General features: G+C 38.9%; 21 protein-coding genes. 1 reads left to right on the top strand and 20 read right to left on the bottom strand.

Translation table 11 applies throughout. The features are described from left to right. Positions 1-40 precede the first annotated feature (40 nt). The 4 genes from LI241_RS07245 to LI241_RS07230 form a co-directional block, all read right to left on the bottom strand. On the bottom strand, positions 41-445 hold the full coding sequence (locus tag LI241_RS07245) for an HAD family hydrolase (RefSeq protein ID WP_227151113.1): 405 nt from the start codon (positions 443-445) through the stop codon (positions 41-43). Positions 446-596: 151 nt separating this feature from the next. Then, the gene (locus LI241_RS07240; protein WP_008687652.1) at positions 597-1,064 is read right to left on the bottom strand and encodes a hypothetical protein; all 468 of its coding nucleotides are present in this window, start codon (positions 1,062-1,064) and stop codon (positions 597-599) included. 160 nt (positions 1,065-1,224) lie between these two features. After that, complete coding sequence (locus LI241_RS07235; RefSeq protein WP_008687650.1) at positions 1,225-2,013, bottom strand: polysaccharide deacetylase family protein; 789 nt, start codon at positions 2,011-2,013, stop codon at positions 1,225-1,227. Further along, on the bottom strand, positions 2,010-3,419 hold the full coding sequence (locus LI241_RS07230) for an aldehyde dehydrogenase (RefSeq protein ID WP_226896975.1): 1,410 nt from the start codon (positions 3,417-3,419) through the stop codon (positions 2,010-2,012). Before LI241_RS07230 ends, LI241_RS07235 begins: the two co-directional genes overlap by 4 nt. A 172-nt stretch (positions 3,420-3,591) precedes the next feature. Between LI241_RS07230 and LI241_RS07225 the strand changes: the two genes are divergently transcribed. Continuing rightward, complete coding sequence (locus tag LI241_RS07225) at positions 3,592-5,106, top strand: 4Fe-4S dicluster domain-containing protein (protein ID WP_008687646.1); 1,515 nt, start codon at positions 3,592-3,594, stop codon at positions 5,104-5,106. 281 nt (positions 5,107-5,387) lie between these two features. Here the strand turns inward: LI241_RS07225 and LI241_RS07220 are convergent, their stop codons facing one another. The 16 genes from LI241_RS07220 to LI241_RS07145 form a co-directional block, all read right to left on the bottom strand. After that, entirely contained in the window at positions 5,388-6,287 is a 900-nt protein-coding gene (locus LI241_RS07220) for a cation diffusion facilitator family transporter (RefSeq protein WP_008687644.1), read from the bottom strand. A gap of 343 nt (positions 6,288-6,630) precedes the next feature. Further along, complete coding sequence (locus LI241_RS07215; protein ID WP_008687642.1) at positions 6,631-7,293, bottom strand: DUF4867 family protein; 663 nt, start codon at positions 7,291-7,293, stop codon at positions 6,631-6,633. Next, the gene (locus LI241_RS07210) at positions 7,235-8,641 is read right to left on the bottom strand and encodes an MATE family efflux transporter (RefSeq protein WP_008687641.1); all 1,407 of its coding nucleotides are present in this window, start codon (positions 8,639-8,641) and stop codon (positions 7,235-7,237) included. Before LI241_RS07210 ends, LI241_RS07215 begins: the two co-directional genes overlap by 59 nt. A gap of 127 nt (positions 8,642-8,768) precedes the next feature. Next, the gene (deoC, locus tag LI241_RS07205) at positions 8,769-9,416 is read right to left on the bottom strand and encodes a deoxyribose-phosphate aldolase (protein ID WP_008687638.1); all 648 of its coding nucleotides are present in this window, start codon (positions 9,414-9,416) and stop codon (positions 8,769-8,771) included. Between the two features lie 36 nt (positions 9,417-9,452). Then, positions 9,453-10,292 (bottom strand): PTS system mannose/fructose/sorbose family transporter subunit IID, encoded by an 840-nt coding sequence (locus tag LI241_RS07200; protein ID WP_008687637.1) that lies wholly within the window; start codon positions 10,290-10,292, stop codon positions 9,453-9,455. Continuing rightward, complete coding sequence (locus LI241_RS07195; RefSeq protein WP_008687636.1) at positions 10,279-11,052, bottom strand: PTS sugar transporter subunit IIC; 774 nt, start codon at positions 11,050-11,052, stop codon at positions 10,279-10,281. Before LI241_RS07195 ends, LI241_RS07200 begins: the two co-directional genes overlap by 14 nt. A gap of 18 nt (positions 11,053-11,070) precedes the next feature. After that, on the bottom strand, positions 11,071-11,544 hold the full coding sequence (locus tag LI241_RS07190; protein WP_008687635.1) for a PTS sugar transporter subunit IIB: 474 nt from the start codon (positions 11,542-11,544) through the stop codon (positions 11,071-11,073). 14 nt (positions 11,545-11,558) lie between these two features. Next, entirely contained in the window at positions 11,559-11,978 is a 420-nt protein-coding gene (locus tag LI241_RS07185) for a PTS sugar transporter subunit IIA (RefSeq protein WP_008687634.1), read from the bottom strand. Further along, complete coding sequence (locus LI241_RS07180; RefSeq protein ID WP_008687633.1) at positions 11,975-12,817, bottom strand: sugar phosphate isomerase/epimerase; 843 nt, start codon at positions 12,815-12,817, stop codon at positions 11,975-11,977. Before LI241_RS07180 ends, LI241_RS07185 begins: the two co-directional genes overlap by 4 nt. A gap of 1 nt (position 12,818) precedes the next feature. Further along, a complete protein-coding gene (locus LI241_RS07175; RefSeq protein WP_008687632.1) occupies positions 12,819-13,478 on the bottom strand; it encodes an HAD family phosphatase in 660 nt (219 codons plus the stop codon). A 5-nt stretch (positions 13,479-13,483) separates the two neighbouring features. After that, on the bottom strand, positions 13,484-14,515 hold the full coding sequence (locus LI241_RS07170) for an SIS domain-containing protein (protein ID WP_008687631.1): 1,032 nt from the start codon (positions 14,513-14,515) through the stop codon (positions 13,484-13,486). Between the two features lie 680 nt (positions 14,516-15,195). Continuing rightward, positions 15,196-15,927, bottom strand: a complete 732-nt coding sequence (locus LI241_RS07165) for a GntR family transcriptional regulator (RefSeq protein WP_008687630.1) — start codon at positions 15,925-15,927, stop codon at positions 15,196-15,198. Positions 15,928-15,940: 13 nt separating this feature from the next. Further along, positions 15,941-16,642 carry a GntR family transcriptional regulator gene (locus LI241_RS07160; protein ID WP_008687629.1) on the bottom strand — a complete coding sequence of 234 codons (702 nt, stop codon included), beginning with the start codon at positions 16,640-16,642 and terminating at the stop codon, positions 15,941-15,943. 143 nt (positions 16,643-16,785) lie between these two features. Next, complete coding sequence (locus LI241_RS07155; protein ID WP_008687627.1) at positions 16,786-17,739, bottom strand: 3'-5' exoribonuclease YhaM family protein; 954 nt, start codon at positions 17,737-17,739, stop codon at positions 16,786-16,788. Then, complete coding sequence (locus tag LI241_RS07150; RefSeq protein ID WP_008687625.1) at positions 17,732-19,708, bottom strand: RecX family transcriptional regulator; 1,977 nt, start codon at positions 19,706-19,708, stop codon at positions 17,732-17,734. The genes LI241_RS07155 and LI241_RS07150 overlap by 8 nt, the downstream gene beginning before the upstream one ends. After that, positions 19,699-20,766, bottom strand: a complete 1,068-nt coding sequence (locus LI241_RS07145; RefSeq protein ID WP_008687624.1) for a lysylphosphatidylglycerol synthase transmembrane domain-containing protein — start codon at positions 20,764-20,766, stop codon at positions 19,699-19,701. Before LI241_RS07145 ends, LI241_RS07150 begins: the two co-directional genes overlap by 10 nt. Between the last annotated feature and the right edge of the window lie 52 nt (positions 20,767-20,818).

Here is a 20,818-nt window from a genome sequence, read left to right as displayed (position 1 = left end):
CCCTATGATAATTTAGAGCGTTTTTTCTTTAAACCCTACGTTAATTTAGAGCCCCAAAATAATTAGAAATGTCATAAACAGCAAGCTGTTGTTTTAGAAACTGCAGATCACTGGCGCTCAACAAGTATTGGCGATAACCCTTTTGTTCTGCTTTTTCCAAGGTTTCTTCTACCCCAGTATGCAAGGAACATTGTAAAGAATGAGGCTGATAATATGCCATATATTGTTGTGCCAAGATGGGAAATGGTGTTTTGGCAAAGTCGAAACCAACTTTTTTATAATATTCAATGACAGGAAACTGAAAGTATTTACGATATTCATCTTTATCCAGGACAAGCGGCAATTGTTCTTTCGTTAAGATGCTGTTTAATGCATCCATGCTGACATCTAGATCATCCAATAAGGTACCATTCCAATCCCAAATAATATGTTTCATATGCAGCATTTGTATCCACCTCCTGTATAATTTTCATCATTATATACTATCTTATGTATTTTTGCAAAAGTTATTACGCTGAATCCACAGGAGAAAAGAACCTTTCTTTAAGAAAGGTCCTCATCAAAAAGATAATTGGATGGATTGCCAATAGGATGGATTAGTCTTCGTACTCCCAACGATCTTCATTCATCATGTCTGTATCATACTGGCCTTCTTCATAGCCACGTTCAAAACCTTGCTCATCTTCACGCATACGACAGTTTCTCATACACTGGCGATATTGTGCACGGCAGCGGTCTTCACAACTTGGGCGTGGAGGGCATGGACGTGGTGGACAAGGTCTAGGTGGACATGGGCGTGGTGGGCATGGTCTTGGTGGGCATGGACGTGGCGGACAAGGTCGCTGACAGCCACAGTTACAATTGTTATGACAGCCGCAGCTGTGATTGCCCGAATTACCACAGCCAGAGCCTGGGCGATACGTGTTTGCACATGAGCAGCGAGAACGTTCTTGAACATTATGATTGCTGCAATTTGACTGATTTACCATGATTCTTTCTCCATTGCGGTTACAGTTCGATGAATTGTTACAGCTGCAGGAGTTGTTGCAGTTTGCATGATACATATAGTTAGTTCCTCCTTTTTCACTGAGATTTCCTTCATCTCAATCCACTATATGCATTCACCCTCATGGGCTTCTAGGCATATCATTCAACTGAATAGGAAAAAGTTGATGTTTTCTTAATAAAGACATCAACTTTCCCACGATAACGTATTCTCTTTGCTTATTGTGAAACCATCTGATAAAACACATCCAGCTTCGTATATGCATTCACATTAAATCTTGGTAATGCATAAGGATCATCCTGTCTACTGGCTTTTCTATTTTCGTTAAATCCAAATGCCAACTTCGTACCATGTTGTTTTAATACCTCCTGTATCAAAGGATTATATTTTCCATATGGATAAGCATAAAATTCTGTTGATACAAGCGATGCTTCTTTTTGCGTATCTATTTGCAATGCTTCTTTCGTCAATTGATGAACACGAAAGCCTCCATCCTTATGATGAAGATCAAAGGAATGCGCATAAAAAGACAACTTTTTTGCATGTTGCATATCTGCTAAGGTTGCATGCTGACGTTTATTGGGTTTATATTCGCTGCGATTCGCCTCAATTTGTGAGCCAATCACAAAAACACTTCCCTGAAATCCATATTTTTCTAAAATTGGCTGTGCATATTTAATCGAGGAATAAAATCCATCATCAAAAGTGATGACAACGCTTTTTTCATCTAACTCTTTTCGTCCCATACGCCATTCATAAACATCCTGTAAACTAACACTATGATATCCCTTTTCCTTTAACAACTTCATCTGTGCTTCAAAGGAAGACAATGAATTCACCCACATATTTCCTTTAAAATACGCTTCTTTATCCTTATCCTCGACAATGTGATGATAGCCTAAAATAGTGATTTGTTCACTTGGCAAGCTTTTTACATACACAACCTGCAAACCATAAGCAAGCAAAAGGGTCATCACGACTAGCATGGTTTTTCTTCTCATTTTCATCGTAAAAACATCCTCACGATCGTTTCTTTCGTTTTCGTATATGGGTGATAGCGCATAGGAAGATCTAACCATGTCGCCTTTTTTACGATACTGCGGAAATGAGAAAATGTTTTAAAGGATTCATATCCATGATAACTCCCCATCCCACTTTGTCCTACACCGCCAAAGCCCATCTGACTGGTTGCCAGATGAATAATGGTATCATTGATACAACCGCCGCCAAAGCTCAACGTATGCAAAATGCGCTGTTCTACTGCTTTTCTGCTCGTGAATAAATACAAAGCCAGCGGACGTTCTTGTGCTTGTATGAACGTTATGACCTCATCAAGATCATCATAAGGTAAAATTGGCAAAAGCGGTCCAAAAATTTCTTCCTGCATGATAGCAGAAGTCAAGGAAACATTTTCTAACACAGTCGGTGCAATCTGTAAGGTTTCTTCCCGCAACTGCCCACCAATACATATATCACCACTCTGCATAAGCTGGCGTAGACGCGTAAAATGTTTTTTATTGATAATTGCTGGATAATGGGGATTGGCTAATACATCCTCACCGAAGAAAGATTGCAATTCCTGTTGCAAATAGGCAAGAAAAGCTTGACGTATCGAAGAATGTACAAACACATGATCAACGGCTACACAGGTTTGCCCGGCATTAAGAAATTTGCCAAAGGCAATACGACGTGCGGCGATGCGTAAATCTGCACTTTCATCAACGATACAAGGACTTTTCCCTCCTAATTCTAATGTGATTGGTGTAAGATATCGACTAGCTTTCTCCATCACCATTTTACCAACCGTTACTCCGCCAGTAAAAAAGATGTAATCAAACCGTTGTTCCAATAGTTCATTATTTTCCTTGCGGCCACCTTCTACAACGGCAACATACTCCTCTTCAAAGCATTCCCTTAGGATCTTCGCCAAGACTGCACTACACGCTTTGGCATATGCGCTGGGCTTTAAGATCACCGTATTACCAGCAGCCAATGCCCCAATCAATGGTTCCATACATAATTGAAAAGGATAATTCCAAGGTGCCATGATCAACACTACTCCATAAGGTTCTGCAGATTGAAAGCTTTTAGCGGGAAATTGGGCAAGAGGTGTACGCACTTTTTTAGGTTTTGCCCATTGTTCAAAATGTCGCAGTTGCATGCGTAATTCTGCCAACACCATTCCGGTTTCACTCATATAAGATTCCATTGTTGCCTTATGCAAATCTTCATACAAAGCTTCATGAATAGCCGTTTCATTTCTTTTGATACATGCCTGCAGCCGCTGTAATGCCTGTTTACGTTTTATCAAAGAGCGCGTATTTCCTTTTTGATAATATGCTCTTTGCCGCTGTACTAGTTCTTTGATTTCCATAGGGTTTCCTTTCTCAAGCTTTTTCCATAAGCCTTGTATTACGTTACGATGTTGATTTACATTTTTCGTTTAATGATTTCTATCTTTCTTTTATTTCATCCTTATCATGATAATGCAATTCCTGCATAACGACAAGTAAAAGGGTTGAAATTCTGAAATTATACTTACAAATACTGGTAAATACAGTATAATGGAGACGAGGTGATACATAATGAGAGGTATTTATAATTCGGTAACGGATATACGAAGAAAGGTCTTCACTGAAATTGCCCGATTGGCATATGAAGGTGGAGATTATGCCACTGAAATTGAAAAGCTTCCTTTTAAGATCTTACCAGGAGAACAAGCAAAGTATCGAGAAAGTATCTTTTTAGAACGTGCCATTGTTGGGGAACGTCTGCGCTTAGGAATTGGGTTGCCATTACGTAAAATGGATGAGCATGCACCCTTAAGCGATGGTATTGAAGAAAGTGCGATCGCTGAGAAATATTATGATGATCCTTTGATCAACATCATTAAATTTGCCTGCAATGCCTGCCCGGAAAAGCAGATTGTTGTCACGGATACCTGTCAAGGGTGTTTAGCACATCCTTGTAAAGAAGTTTGTCCGAAAGATGCCATCAGTATTATTAATGGTAAATCTGTCATTGATCAGGATAAATGTATCAAATGCGGCCGCTGTATGGATGTATGTCCTTATGGTGCTATTAACAAGTTGGAACGTCCTTGTGCCAGAAGTTGTGGCATGGATGCCATAAAAAGTGATGAATTCGGAAGAGCTGAAATTGATCATGAGAAATGTGTTTCTTGCGGTATGTGTTTAGTCAATTGCCCATTTGGCGCGATTGTTGATAAAGGACAGATCTTTCAGACGATTCATGCGATGAAAAGCGGAAAAGAGGTTATTGCGGCAATTGCCCCGGCCTTTGTTGGACAATTTGGGGCAAGCGTGACACCTGAAAAAGTAAAAGGGGCCTTAAAAGCGTTGGGTTTTGCGGATGTTGTAGAAGTAGCCATCGGCGCCGATTTATGTACGGTTGAAGAGGCTGAAGACTTCTTAAACAAAGTGCCTGAACAACAGCCATTTATGGCAACATCCTGTTGCCCTGCCTGGTCAGTCATGGCGAAAAAGCTTTTCCCTGATTTTAAGCCTTATATTTCTATGGCCTTAACGCCGATGGTCTTAACCGGTCGTTTGATTAAAAAGCAAAAACCGGATGCAAAAGTCGTTTTTATCGGCCCTTGTGCTGCCAAGAAACTAGAAGCCAGTCGCAAAAGTGTACGCAGTGATATCGATTTTGTCTTAACCTTTGAAGAAGTCATGGGTATGTTTGAAGCCAAAGGCATTGTTTTAGAACAAGCCATGGTAGATGAGCCATTTGCCGAAGGAACTGCGAATGGACGTGGCTTTGCCGTTAGCGGCGGTGTTGCCAATGCGGTGAAACAATGTATTCAAAAAGAACATCCGGATAAAGAAGTATTAATTGATTCGGCTGAAGGTTTAAAGAATTGTAAAACGATGCTCATGATGGCAAAAGCCGGTAAACGCAATGGCTACCTGTTAGAAGGAATGGCATGTCCCGGCGGTTGTGTTGCTGGTGCGGGAACTTTACAGCCTGTAATGAAATCCAGCGCATTGGTAAAGAAATATACGAATGAAGCTGAAAAGAAGCTTGCTTTTGAAAGTGAGTATCTGGAGAACTTAGCATTGATCACAAAAGAATAATGTGATAAAAACATTTGCATATACAACCTTATGGAACAAAGAGGTGAAGAATAAGAAACACCTCTTTATTTATAAGGTAACGACATATGCGTGTAGATCACATATAAGAGTACATGAACCCATAGATAACATTACCAAATAAAAATAAATACGATTTTCGATAGGCGTTATAGCACTATCCTAAGAAAATCGTATTTTCTTTATTTACATCATATCCTCTTAACTGTATCTAACCGCGTAAATCGATCACTTGTATTCCATATGACTATCGTTAATGCGTTTTATTTTATGATCAAATCCGGAGATATTTGTACATCTACCCCTTCATAGCGATCATGCAACCCCTTTTCGATGCGTAGCTTTAGCTGTTCCAATTGCGCCACATTCAACATATTGGAATGCGAGCGAATATAAATTTCAATCCACAATTTACGTCCTGTCTGAATAACATCATAAAATGTAATTTCATATGCATAATCATCAAACAACTCTTGAGCACACTGTTTGATTTCTTCCATGACCTCTTCTTCAGGAGCAAATAAAACAAGATTCTTTAATGATTCTTGAATCAGATGGAAAGGCTGCGGTAACATGATCAGCGCAATAATAATGGCAATGATCTGATCTATATAAGGGGAAAGCCAGTAAAGTGGTGAGTTGTCCAATAAGGAGCCAAGGAAAAAAGCCAATCCGACACCAATACTGCTAAAAACATCCAATTTCCAGCCAAGGATTTCGGCTTCTACTAAAGGTGCCTGCACTTGTTTATGCATACGTGTTAAAAGCCATAACACAATGGCACTGATCATTGCCAATCCAAATTCGAAATATCCAATCAATTGCTGATCGATCGTGTTTCCACCATGTAATAGCATTTGCACATTCGCTAAGATCAATCCAATTGTAACAGCAATCAACAGTAAACCTTTCCCAAGAATCAGTAAGCTTTCAACTTGAGCATAGCCAAATGGTTTCCGTTCACTGACCGGTTTATAAAATAAAGGAATTAAAAAGATAATTAAGCCAAGGACAATCGCCTCTGCAAAATCATAAATACTATCCATCAACACTGCCTGTGAATTGGCATACAATGCCATCATGATTTCTAATACCGAAAATAAGATACCTGCATAAACAGGCAGTTTCATCATTTGTTTCTCTGTTTTCATTTTTTTATTCATTATCATCAACCCGCCTTTTTCGTAAATGAAAAACACGGATAAGGTACAAGAATCGTTTTTTCTTATATTGAAACAAGAAAAAGTCTAAAAACTAATTGCGTGTATCGTAATAGCTTTCAGACTTCTTCTTGAATTTTTATGAATATACATTAGCAAATATCATCCTTAGATGGCTTATGATTGTATTCACGCATTACAAAAACACACATGTATTCTCTGCCCTTATCCTTTTTTGAATTATTTTACAAAAGGCCCGGGTTTCATATTTTGTTTCGTCGTATGTTTTCGTCTTTTGTCCATCTGGACACGCATGATTTCATCTCTCTTTCCTACATCTTCTCCTTTATTCTACAGGAAGTAACGATATCTGTAAAGGTTCTCCCAACAATCCGCCAACATTTCCCTCTTGGATCTTCTTTTGATTCTGCACATGTGCGATAAACCATTTATTGCGTTTTGTCAAAAGTTCTCCTTTTCGATAAGAAATCGGTGTATTTGTTTTATCTAAGAGGATCACAATTGTGGAAAACCCTTTTTGATCTGCCGAAAATGGGCAATAATGCAAAGTACCTTCAAACAACTCTATGACACTGCCTTTGGGTACATAAAATACTTCCAATGCCTCCTTATCAATACCAGGTGCCTGAAAGTCTTCCTTTCGTCCTAACGCTAAGACACAATCGGTAATGGCCATATTCACCTCAGATCCTATATGGTATTCCAGCCCCAGTAAGGTCGTATTATGTCCATGACAGATGCCTACTTCAATTGCCATTTCAGCAAAAATACGATGGGCGATTTCAGCTACACAAGCAAAAGGATGTAACGCCGCAATATCAGCAATATATGCATTCCCGCTAGTTGGTATCGGATACTGTTTTTCTGCTTCTTGTAACAAAGCATCCACATCCAAGTGGATGAGCTTTCCATAGCGTGAAAATGCTGCATCATTCACATTTTTGATACATACTTGTGGATTTCTTTTCTGTAATATTTCTTGTTTCATGTAAGTCATGCTTCCTTTCCGTTAAATTCTTTAACCACGTTTCTTTTCGATAAAACCAAGTAGCAATAAAAATTTTAAAAATACTGCTGCCTTCTACGATTGCAAACATCCATAGCATAGGGATATGCAGTACACGTGCGCACAGCGTTGATAAGAGTAAGGGTCCAAAGCAAGTAAATAAGCCATCAATACACAAGACGGAACGCGTATCTCCACCGGCTCGTAAAATATAATAAATGGTTTCTGAATAGCCTTGTGTCCAAGTAATACAAGCCTTGATCATTAAAAGCTGCATCGCCATATGCCGACTCTCTCCTTGTAACGAAAACAGAAAAGGTGCTATCGGACTGGTGCATAAGACCAAAGCACACCCAATGATATAAATGGATAAACCGATCCGTATCATCTTTTTGGCATCCAATTTGGCCTGCTTTAGCTTGCCTGCCCCTAAATCATTGCCAATGACGACACCCGTCACCGCACTGCAGCCGCTAAAGGCTACATAAATCATGCTAGCAATCGTATCAACTACGGTTAAGGCAGGTATATAGCGTTCATCTACAGCACAATAATTCATAAAGATAAAGGATAATCCTAATGACCAAATAAATTCATTGCAAACAAGTGGAATTGCCCGCTGGGCAATCTTGTATTTCTCCCTTAAAGAAAAACGAGTATAGGCAGTTAACAAATAAAATTCACTTTCTTTACGTAAAGCAACAGCACATAAGAAAAGTGCTTCTACAATGCGTGAACATAAGGTCGCAATACCGGCTCCTGCTACACCAAGGGATGGAAAACCAAAATGTCCAAAAATCAAGGCATAATTCAAGGCGATATTCAAAAGGAAGGATAGACAACCGGCATACATAGGAATACGCGGCTGGGCAATCACACGATAGCCAACGCCCAACATCTGTGCTAATGCATAAGGAAGATAAGAGAATACCACAATGCCATTATACACATTGCCCAATCTGATCAACACCTCATTTTTCACAAAAAGCGACATGATGAAGGAAGGAAATACAAGTAAAATAACCATAAAAATAATGGCTGTATATACGCACAAGCGCAAGCCAAAACGCAATGTGCGATTTTCATTTTCTTTCTGCAATGCCCCATGATATTGCGAGATAAACAGTCCTACACCATTGCTTAACCCAAAGATTACCAGGTTATAGATAAAGAAATATTTATTAGCTACACTGACAGCACTGATTGCATCTTCACTGAAAGCTCCTAACATGATCGTATCACTCATCGCTAATAAGTGTGCTAAAAGTTGTTGCAAGATGACCGGCAATGCCAGTCCCATAAAATAACGTAAAAAACTTCTCTGCTGCATGTCCACCTCCTTGAATACTCTCATTTATCCTAATATCAAGTATAAACGCTTAAACATGCGTGTATATTTGATGAAAAGCTTATAAGAAAAGAGGCAATCATCAAAGGACGTTTACCTCTATTCTGCTTTATGCTTGTTTCTCCCCTTCACAAATGGCAATTCCTGCACTTGCCCCCAATGCCGATGCGCCGGCATCAATCAATGCTTTTGCCTCTTCATATGTGTGAATACCGCCGGCTGCTTTGATACGTACCTCATCTTTTAAGATTTTCTTCATCAATAAAACATCTTCTAACTTAGCTCCGCCAAAGCTCTTACCAGTAGATGTTTTTAAAAAGGCTGGTTTTACGCGCAATGCAATCTCGCATACCTTCTTTTTCGCATCCTCATCCAACTTACACATTTCAACAATTGCTTTATCGCAAATGCCATGTTTTCGACAGAAAGCCGTAATGGTCTTCATTTCTTTTTCAATATAAGCATAATCTCTTGTTTCGATAGCATGCTGATTTAAGACATAATCAATTTCCTTAAAGCCTTTCTCCGCATATGCCTGGAAACGTTTCATTTTTTCATCTAATGATAAGACACCTTCAGGAAAATCAATTGCTCCTGCGATGATGATGCCGCTATCCTTTAAATAAGCAACGGCTTCATCATAAGTGTCAATCTGCGCAAAGATACAGCGGAAATGATACTTTTTTGCTTTCTCTAAATACTGTTCGTAAGTATCATTTGGATCATCAATGTAATCAATATACGTATGTATATTCATATGTAACCGCCTTTCTATGCATCTTGCATGCATATATTATCCTAAGAAACCAAAATAAACACCAACAACACCAAGAATCATCGTGCCGAGAATGAGCCACATTGGATTGACTTTCTTTTTCAACAGCCAATAATAGATCCAAGTAGCAGATAAGCCTAGCATACCAGGCATGATGCCATCCAAAATCGTTTGTACGGTCTGTACATCTTCTCCGGAAACATTTGCCCCAATCTTCAACGGAATCGTCGCATAGAACATGTCTTTGCTCATGGCACCGATTACCATGATACCAACAATACCGGAAGCAAACATCACTTTTTCCATCAAACCGCTTTTCTCAGCATTCGCCAAGAAAGAGAAGCCTAATTCATAACCTTTCACTGCTCCGATGAAACGTACTAAGAAGGCTGGAATATTATAAATCAAGAAATAAGCAATTGGTCCCATGATGTTGCCGGTAGATGCTAATGAAATACCAACGGCAACGGCAATGACACGGATACAACCTAAGAAGATAGAATCACCGATACCACTTAATGGTCCCATTAAAGCAGCTTTGACAGAATCAACAGCAGCTCCTTCCAATTCCCCTTTCGCAACACGCTCTTCCATAGATACGGCAATACCGCCAACAAAAGGCGCAAGCTGTGGCGTGATATTAAAGAATGCCACATGTCTTGTTAAAGCCTCTGCATAACCTTCAGGATCATCTGCATAAATCTTTTTTAACATTGGGTTGATCATTAAACAGAATGCCAAATGCATTTGGCGAGGATAGTTCCAGGAATATTCCATTCCTAAGGCACCGATATTGCATGCTGAATGCAACAGGTCCTTTTTGGTAATCAGTTTTTCATCCGTATTAGAAGTCGTCATCATCACTTACCTCCTCAGCATTACCAGCCATCACTGGCCGATCTTCCAAAAAGCCAAATTTCTCTACGGCAATGATGACCGCAATGATAGCGACACCAAGTACCGGAATGTTGGCATAAGATGCCAAAACAAAACCTAAGAAGAAGAAAGGAATCAGCTTCTTGTTAATGATCATACGCATCAGCATCGCAAATCCCATTGCAGGAAGAATACCGGCTGCCACGCCCATGCCATCTAGTACAAATTGTGGAATAAAGTCTAACAAAGCCTGTACTTTATCAGCACCAACATAGAAAGCACCAAAGACCAACAGGAATTTATAGATGGTAGCAAATGCTCCCATAAGCCACTGCGTAAACATGATTTTCTTATCATTACCAGCCGCTGCACCATCATCGGCTATTTTCAAACAAACAGGTGTAATGGCGGAAACTAAATTTCCGATGCCCAAGGAAATTACGGCAATTGGCATAGCTAAAGCAACAGCAGCGTCAACACCTTTTCCCATTGAAATGGCAAATGCCGTCGCTAAGACACCGCCGATATTAACATCTGGTGGAATATAGGCACCTACAGAAATTGCCCCCATAAACAACAGCTCTAAGCTTGCCCCAATTTCAACTCCTGTTTTTACATCCCCTAAAACTAAACCTACTAATGGTCCTAAAACGATTGGTCTAAAGGTATATAATGTACCGAATGCATAATCCAAAGAACCCCATGCAGCAATCAGACCAATTAAGATAGCTTGTACTACCATGATTATTTCCTCCTCATTTTACTTTAAAACGTGGGCGACATTAAGTTTATTATCATCTACAAGTGCTCTGATTTCACACTCTACGCCTCGTTCCATCAATTCTTTCAAAATCGCTTTCTCTTCTTCTTCAAGGAAAACCTGTTTGCTGACTTGTGTTGTTGTCTTGCTTTCCTTGGTGTTTCCTAAATTGATACTGGTAATCGATGGACAACCATCCACAAGCTGTTTTGCTTCTTTAATGGTCTGAACAACAATAATCAGTTTGTATTTATCCGTTACTCCACTGTTAATAGCCGCTATGGAATCGGCCATATTTTTAATTACCAATTTCACTCCGCTAGGTTTCCCCAGCTTTAATGTGGTCTTCCATACATCATCATGTACTACGGTATCACTTGCTACCAAAATACAATTTGCGCCAACACCATTGGTCCAGGAAAAAGCCACCTGACCATGCAGTAAGCGATGATCAACGCGTACTAATTTAATCATGTTACATCACCTTTCTAGAAGTCTTCTTCTTCTTTTGCTGCGCTACGCAGCATATCGTTACAGTACTTTACGCGTGTATCTTCACTGTTCACGATATCATGGATCATCTTTTCCGTATCCTCTTCAACACTGAGAAACAACTGCATCAATAATGGCAGATTCATGCCGGTTATCAAATGCATATGGTTGCGATTTCTCAGCTGTTTCATGAATTCGTTGTTGACACTGCCGCCAAACACATCGCTGCATACGATTACTTCATCTTCAGGCGGAATCGCTGCTAAGGTTTCCTCTACTAAAGATGTGATATCGTTATTGCCTTCCACAAACGCCTGTACGATATGTATATTGGGCTGTTCGCCAATGATGATCTGAATGCTCTCATAGATTCCTTTCGAAAAACCTCCGTGTGATGCAAGTACATAATGTTTCATTTGTCAATCTCCTTTATGTGTTCTTCAAATATTCGCATAGATGCTGCATCGGCTGTGAATGGCTCTTTGAAGTAACGCTGATTGACACATTCTACGGACAGGATGCCATGATATCCATACTTCATGAAATCCTGTAAATCACATCGCATGTCACGTTTTCCATCTCCCCATGCCAGATGTGTGATTTCTTCATTCACATCCACAAAGTGGCAATGGATAACTTTATCATGAAATGTTTCAAAATATGTTTGAATTGTATCGTTTGCTCTTGCCATTGCACCCATATCCAGACATATGTTTAATGCTGGTTCATCTACTTCATCAAGCAGTTGAGCAAGATCTTGGGCACTGTTTGCTAATACAGATTCATTTTCCTGCAAAGCTTCAATTGCCAGTTTCATGCCGTTTGCTTGCGCATATTGGGCAATGCGTTTCAGCATTGTCACACTGCGTTTCCAGGCTTCTTGTTTTGGCTCATCTAGAAATGCCCAGCCGCTTGTAACGACAACTTGTTGTGCCTGCAGTTCACATGCCACATCAACCGCATTACAGAAATAGTGATATACTCTATCCTGCATATCTTGTTCTCTTGCGGCCATATTATTAGGTTTAGGATTTGTCTGTTCCGGACAGATTCCGATAATTTTCAGATGATAGCGTTGTTCCAACTGTTTTAGTTTATCGATGGAATCATAACGCTCATGATCCATATAGAAATGTTGTGGCCCTGTCCAGAGTTCAACCTTTTTATAACCATTTGAAGCAGCACTGGCAAAGAATTCTTCCAGTGGATAGAAACGATGATGACAATTCATAGCCGCAAGTTCTAATTTGCTCATCCTAGTCTTCTCCTTCCAAGATAAGATGATAGGCTTCCAATAGATCATGTACCAGATACGTTGCTTTTGTTTGATCATAATGGAATCGTTCATCTTTTAATGCTGCTACTTTGATATCTGCACGTATAGCTGCTTCAATACCATACGTGGAATCTTCGATAATGATACAATGTTCCTTCGCTACTTTCAGCTGTTTCACCGTATGTAAATAGATGGCAGGATCTGGTTTGCTGAAAGGAAAATCCCTGCCGGTTACTACCAAATCAAAACTATTCGATAATTGACATTGCTGCATCATGGCATGAATTGCTGACATTGGTGATGAAGATGCAATCGCTGTTTTTATGCCCCTTTCGCGTAATCTTGGTAAGATATAACGCACATATGGATTCACAATATCCGCAAACACGACTTCCTCTTCACCCTGCATTATGGTTTCGTATAGCTGTTCCAGCTCTTTAGGATCGATCGCCTCCTTCCACCACGATGCCATCATCTGCCAGCTGGCTTCATTGCTGCTGCCGGCCAATTTTACGACTTCTTCATATGGCACATGAATGCCAAAACGTTCATAGAATGAAAGAACATGATGCATATAGATGGGTTCTGAATCAATCAGAACACCATCCATATCAAAGATTACGGCATCAATTTTTTCCATTGCTTCTAATATTCAAATTGACGGTAGTAACGGCGATAAGCAAGATTGTGTTTGGTATAAGTTTCATAATAGCTTGCCAGACGTTCTGTCACTAACGCGGTTAAGATCATTGGTGAAACAATCATACGGAATTCAGGATCTAAACCATCAATCGCATATTCTGCGGTATCGATGACAACCAGCTTATCCGTGAATTTCTTGGCAAACGCTTCTACACGGTTATCCAGCTTACGGCACTCATCTTCACCCTTGAACAAGAAGACCGGTACATCTTTATCTACCAATTCTAATGTTCCATGGAAGAAATCCGGACTGGATACTGCTCTTGTGCGTACCCATTGCATTTCTTCTAAGATACACATGGAGAATAATACGGTTTCTCCCCACAATGCGCCGCTGCCAACGAAGATGCTATATGGTTCTAAAGCATAGGCTTTTGCAATTTCATCGGCTTTTGCATCAAATTTTTCACGAATATCTACTAAGTCATGGAAGATATTTTTCGTTTGGGCAATAAAGGTTTCATATTTTGGGAATTCATTACGACGATTTAATAAGCGCAGTGCTAAGACGTCAAACATCAGATAGCTATATTCACACTGTCCGGTTGTTACAGGAGCAGTGATGATCGTAGTTGCAAGTTTTCCAAGTGGTGTTTCTGGTTTGGTGAAAGCAACAACTTCAATGCCTTCTTTCACGATCCATTCCACAGCTTCCACGATTTCTTTGGTATCACCGGAAGCACTGGCAGTAATAACAACAGAACCCTTCTTTAAACGCTTGTTGCCAAGGACGTTTAATTCTGCTGCATTGGCTAAATGCACTTCTACTTCTGAGTATTTATTCATGATGTACTGAATTGGCTCTAATTCATCATAAGTTCCACCCATTCCTAACAAGAAAATATTTTCATATCCCTTATCATGTACTTTATCCGCAACCGCTTCTACTTCTTTTAATTTCGCAACGACAGCATCGCCATCTTTCAGATAAGTTTCTACATTAAATTTCGGTAACATCACTTTTTCTTTTTCCATGTTTTTTTCTCCTTCGATTTCCTATCAGCTTTTCTTTCCCATCCAATTCTTTTTTTCATCATTTGTGCTATACTGGAAAGGAATGTTTTTCAAAGTGAGATCCAAGCTGAAGTAGTCGCAGTGTGCACCCTGTGGTTTATCAGCTAATCCACTTTACGTTTTTAATATACCAGTATTGTAATCTTTTTGCAAGCGTTTTCTTTTTACTTTTTCACCACAAGTGTAAATTATTGTCTATCAATATCGATAATTTTATGAAAATTTGTTTAATAAAAGCCTTTATTTATCGCATTTCTGATAATTATTAAAAAAAATCAAAAAAATACATATTTTTTTTCTAAATTTATGAAATTCTATCGTTCCTGTGCTCATGAGGTTTCATGTATATACCAGTTTATACAGTTTTTATACCACTATAATAAATATCGTGCGAGTCCATCTATATTTCGATATACCACATATTCTAAACCATAGTATTTCAACATAAAAAAAGTCCTAGCTATGTCAAATGAACCCTGTTAAATTGGGCATAAGAAAAAAGACATTCTAGGTTTCTATTATACAGCGTCCATGTTGATTATAAAGGACCTCATTTTCATGGCAATACTCATTGAATTTAGCTTCTCGCTTTTGTATGTTGAATAATCTTCAGAAATGAAAAAAGTCAGCTTTTTGCCGACTTATCGTTTTGCGCGAAAAGTAAATTTTGCCTTATCACAACGGACATAGCTTTCAGTGTATTCTACTACATTCCCTTTTGCATCTTTGCCAATGTATTCAAAATAATACAATGGATGACCTTCCGCTATCTTCATCAATCGGGCTTCCGGTTGCACTGCTTTTAAAATCGTCAGCCGCTGAGAAAATACTACCGGTCGATGACCTTTGCTCTCCATGTAATCGTATAAAGACACATGCTCAAAATTATAAGTATCAATATCTTTAAACAAATGATAAGGAACATAACAGTACTCTAAAGCAAAGGATTCTGTTCCGATATTACGTAAACGATGCAATACATAAACATCTTCATTCTTTAAAATATGCAGTTTATTGGCTAAATAGCCACGTGAAGATATGACACCCTTTTCCAAAATTTGATTCATCAAAGGTATTCCACTGTCTTTAATAACAGCACCTAATCCTCGACTGGATTCAGATAAATTATCATAAAAAGTTACCTTTTGTGTTTTCTTTTGCGCGACAAATGTTCCCTTACCATGAATTCGATATAATATATTAGCTTCCACCAAAGAATTAATAGCGTTTTTTACCGTCATTCGGTTTACACCATAAGTATCTGCCATCTCTCTTTCACTGGGAATCTTTTCCCCGGGAAGATATTCCCCATCCTCAATGCGTTTCATGATGATTTCCTTCAACTGCATATAAAGCGGCATCCGATAGTCCATACATCACATCCTCCTAATTAACATAAACAAAGCGTTCCATCTTCATCAGACTTTCTGTATACTCAATCTGACGATTTTTAGTATCGTACGCCAAGCCCTGTTGCAACACTAGTTGTTCACCTTTTGCTACCTGCAACGACATTGCCGCAAAATCATCAGCAGTACTGACAAGAATTTCCTGTTCACTATGATCAATATGAATATCATAAGCAGTTTCCAATATTACATACAATGCTTGTTCTTGTAAATCGTAATGTTCAAGATCAGGTACGATCTCAATAGGAATGTACGTTGTCTCCAAAGAAATCGGCTCATCATCTACATAACGTAAACGCTGAAGTTCATATACTTTAGTTCCTAAAGGCAAACGCATATGCGCAGATAAATATTTATTCAATTCCATTTTTGACAAGTGTAATAATTTCATTTTCATTTTCAGACCTTGTTGAAAAATTGCTTCACTGGTCGATTCTAAATGGAAGACATTCTTTTCTACTCGTGGTTTGTTGACATAATACCCGCTGCGTTGTTTTGAAACTATGATTCCTTCTTGTAAAAGAATCCGCAATCCACTGCGAAGGGTTAATCGCTGAACATTTAATTTCTCACAAAGATCTCGTTCACTAGGCAGTTTATCTCCCTCTTTCAGATTCTCTTGTTCTATCATGTTTTTGAGTTCATTGGCAATCATGATACTCAATGTCAAGATTTTCATATGCTTTCCTTTCTGCTGCGGTATACAACCTCTTTCATGCATAATTATACCAAATTAACAAAGAAATAGATAGGGAAAACTGTTTTTTCATATTTTACTGAAATACTTATATATGCATTTATTTAAGTAAAAAAAGGGAATACTCATTTTTTTGAGTTATTCCCTAATGTACTTTTATAAAGAAAGCGATTTTCCATCGCAAAGATGCGCGGAGTAAAGCCTCCTGGCTCTATTGGTGCCAATGCCTTTTCCATTGACTGCATACGTGCATCCATATTATCCAGCAAGTACAGCATTTCCGCTTCTGGAATCATTGGTAACACCGGAGATCCATAAGCGTATTGTCCATGATGAGCAAGGATCATATGTCGCAGCAACAGCACCTCTTCCCCTGTATAACCAAGCTGTTTTGCTTTTTCTTCCACTTTGCTTTGCATAATACTGATATGTCCCAACAATTTGCCTTCTTTGGTATAATCCGTCACAACCGCTCCGCTTAATTCAATCAGTTTTCCGATATCATGTAAGATCACTCCGGCAATCAACAGATCACGATTCAACAATGTGTATTGCTTGCATAAAGCATCCGCCATATGCAGCATGCCTAACACATGGGTTGCCAAGCCACTCACAAAATCATGATGATTTTTCATAGCTGCCGGATATGTATAAAAATCTTTTTCATAATCCGTGATAAACGCTTGTGTGATTGCATGAATGGCTTCATTTCGAATAGATGCTACATAAGCCGTAATTTCTTTTTGTAATTCATCTTTCGCAATTGGTCCACTCTTCACAAAGTTCCAAATATCATATTCTTCATCATTTACTTCTTCCATGTGATTTACACGAAACTGAAGCTGTTTTTGATGACATAAGACATCACCACTCACTTTAACCAACATTCCCGGTTTATAAGCATATAACAAGTTCTCTGGAACATTCCAATATTTCGCATCCATGCTGCCTGTCTTATCTTGTAATTGAAAGGACAGATAGGGTGCTCCCTTCGCTGTGACGCCTTTATTTACCTGAAGTAGCAATACCGTGATTTCCCCACGAAAACCATCTTCAAGCTCTGCTAATGTTTTATTCATCTTGCCACTCCATTTCTTCTATTTTTGCTATTACATCTTCATGCCGAAAGCCCTTTTGTAGACAATATGCAATGACCTTATTGCGCAACTGAACACCCTGATAGCGCCTTGCATAATTACGCAACGCTTTTTGAATGGTCTTCGTTAATGCTTCGCTGTCATCGACACCGGAAAAATCAAGTTCTTCTGCGCTCGATCTTGCCAAATCACCATCAAAGCCCTGACGAATCAACTTTTGAATGATCGTTTGCTTTTTCATAGCAGCCGACTTATCTTTCACACTATTCATTAATTTTTCAGCCATTTTACGAGCCTTATCTGCTTCTTGTACATCATCAAAATTGTTTAACGCCTGATCAATGATCTCAGGATCAATTCCCTTATTTAACAAGGTACGTCGAATCTTCCCTTTCCCGGTCAATGAAAACTGCATGCTATCCAAGCGATCCAATACATAACGCTGATCATTGATATAGCCTTTTTCTTCTAATTCATTCAGCAATATTTCAACATCTTCTTTCCCTAAGCCTGGCAGACGATTAAAATACAACATCATTTCTTTGCGTGTATAATCCTTTATACGTAATTTGCGAATAGCAGCACGATAAGCTTCTAAACGAATTTCCTTATGTTGGAAATCCGCTACGGTATAACGATCCAACATTGTATGCAGACGAATCTTATAGGTGAAATAATCATCCAGTCGTATCAATATTTTAATTGGCTGATCTTCTTTATCGTTTTCCACATAAATGCGAACATAATCATCTAATGTCTTAATTTTTACGACTTCATATGCATCCTCAAAATCATCAATCGCCTGATAATAAACTGACATGACCTTAGAATAAAAAACCTTAGAATCGTATTTTACAATTTTTGCTTTTGCACGCTTGCGGAAAGCATCACGTTCATCTTGTGGTAAAGCAAAGAATGCTATTAGCTTGCGAGCAAATTCCTGCGGTGTATCAAATAAAAAGCCACTGTCGTTTTCGACAACAAGATCTTTTAAAACATCATCCCATCGAGCAAAAACCGGTAATTCACAAGCTAGCGCTTCGATATATGTCATGCCTTGTGTTTCCGTTAAGGATGCAGACACAAAGCAATCTGCACACGCATAATAATATGGTACTTCTTCTCTTGGCTTTTTATCAGTGAAAATCACATGGTTTTCTAAATGGTATTTTTTTACCATCGCTTGCAATTCATCCAGCTGTGGACCACCGCCAACAATCAGCAGCTTAATTTTAGGATCATCTATATAACGGAATCCTTCAATCGGAATATCCACACTTTTTTCTGGTGCAATGCGACCAACAAATGTAATCACATGATCATCATCGGCAATTCCATATTGATGCCGAATTTCCTTCACCTTCTCCATGTTAATGGATTCACGATTAAAGTTCTCAAAATTCAAGCCGGTAGGAATCACATAAATCGGTGTCTTAACACCATATTTCTGCAATGTCTCTTTTGTTTTCTCACTTGGTGATATAACTGCCTGTGCACTATCTGATATCGCTCTTGAAAAGGTTGATATCACTTTTTTTGATACCTTATCTACTTCATCGATATCAAAACGATTGATATAATGCGTATAATCCTCATACATGGTGTGATATGTCGTTACGACTGGAATATTCAAATATTTTGCCACGATGCGAGCAAACATGCCTACACCGAATTCCGTATGCACATGTATTACATCTAAATTCATTTTACGCACTTCATCACGTGCTGCAAAATGATATGGAGTAGACAACTTATACCCATACAGCCATTTTAATTCTAATCCAGGCAGGCGCAGTACATTGCCTTCTTTTTTCATGCGAGCTGCTTTATGATTGGTAATAACAAAAACATCATGACCGTTTTTTTCTAGTTCTTTTTGTAAAGTAACGATGCTGGATACAACTCCATTAATATCTGGTGTATATGTATCGGTGAATAAACCTATTCGCATACATCCGCCTCCTTTTCCTCTTTCATCCATTTTTCACTATCATATTTCCGTTTTAAGAACAAGAAGACGACAGCCCCCACCAGCATGACAACATGGTAGGTTGAAAAACGCCATAGGATCATAACGCCGCTTGCTAATGCTGCATGTTTTACTACGGATTGAAATAAAGCCGTAAAGACCAATTCTGTTCCTCCACTCGCCCCGGGTATGGGGATAAAGGCATTGGCCATTAAGACAAAACTGGAAAGTGCTAGACAATCAATAAAACGATCTGCCCCTACAGAAACCCCCATTGCTTTCATGATAAAGTAAGGCAATGTAAATTGTATCGTCATTCGTACTATATTCAATACAACCGCCTGTAAGATCATCTTTTTCTCATGCTGCATCTTTTTGATTTCTGTAGTGAAAGATTCCATCTGTGCCGTCCAGCTGCTTAATGTCTTCTCTTTATTTTTTACAATATGCAATTTTGCCAAAATCTTTACACAGCCTTGTGACAATCGCACATATAATCGAGGAAACAACGCCATTGTCCACAAGACACCAATCACACATACATTCACAAGATAACCCAATAAGATACCAAAAAACAATGGACCGATGATTGCCATAAAATGAGAAAAACGTGCCAGAAACAAAATGGTAACATACAGCATCATCGTTGTTTGATAGACAATAAAATCAGCCCATAAGATACTGGCACCATCACTGAATTTAATCCCCTGTTTCTTAAATATATACGCTTGCGCAAATTGTCCGCCGGTTGCACTAGGTGTGATACCACTGAAAAAGATACCTACAAAACCATTTGCGATACCTTGTAAAACGGTATAATCTTTTTTACTTCTTTTAGCAAATACTGCTAAGATCCAGCCTACCACACAGGCATAGGCAATTCCCCACAGCAAAATGATCACAAGCCAGTACCAGTGCATACCGCCGATCAGCGTCATGACCTCCTGATAATGATCCTTTAATGCAAACCATAAGGCAACAACGGTCAACCCAATGATCAGCAGGAAATTCAGGACATAACTCTTTACAGAATTTTTCATCTTAATCCCTCGCTTTTAAGACCGCTCAACAAATGCGATCAACAGCATATCG

The organism is Longicatena sp. 210702-DFI.1.196 (genome assembly GCF_020563125.1).
In the GTDB taxonomy this organism is placed as follows: Bacteria; Bacillota_I; Bacilli_A; order Erysipelotrichales; family Erysipelotrichaceae; genus Longicatena; species Longicatena caecimuris.
This window is presented reverse-complemented; position numbering and strand designations above follow the sequence as displayed.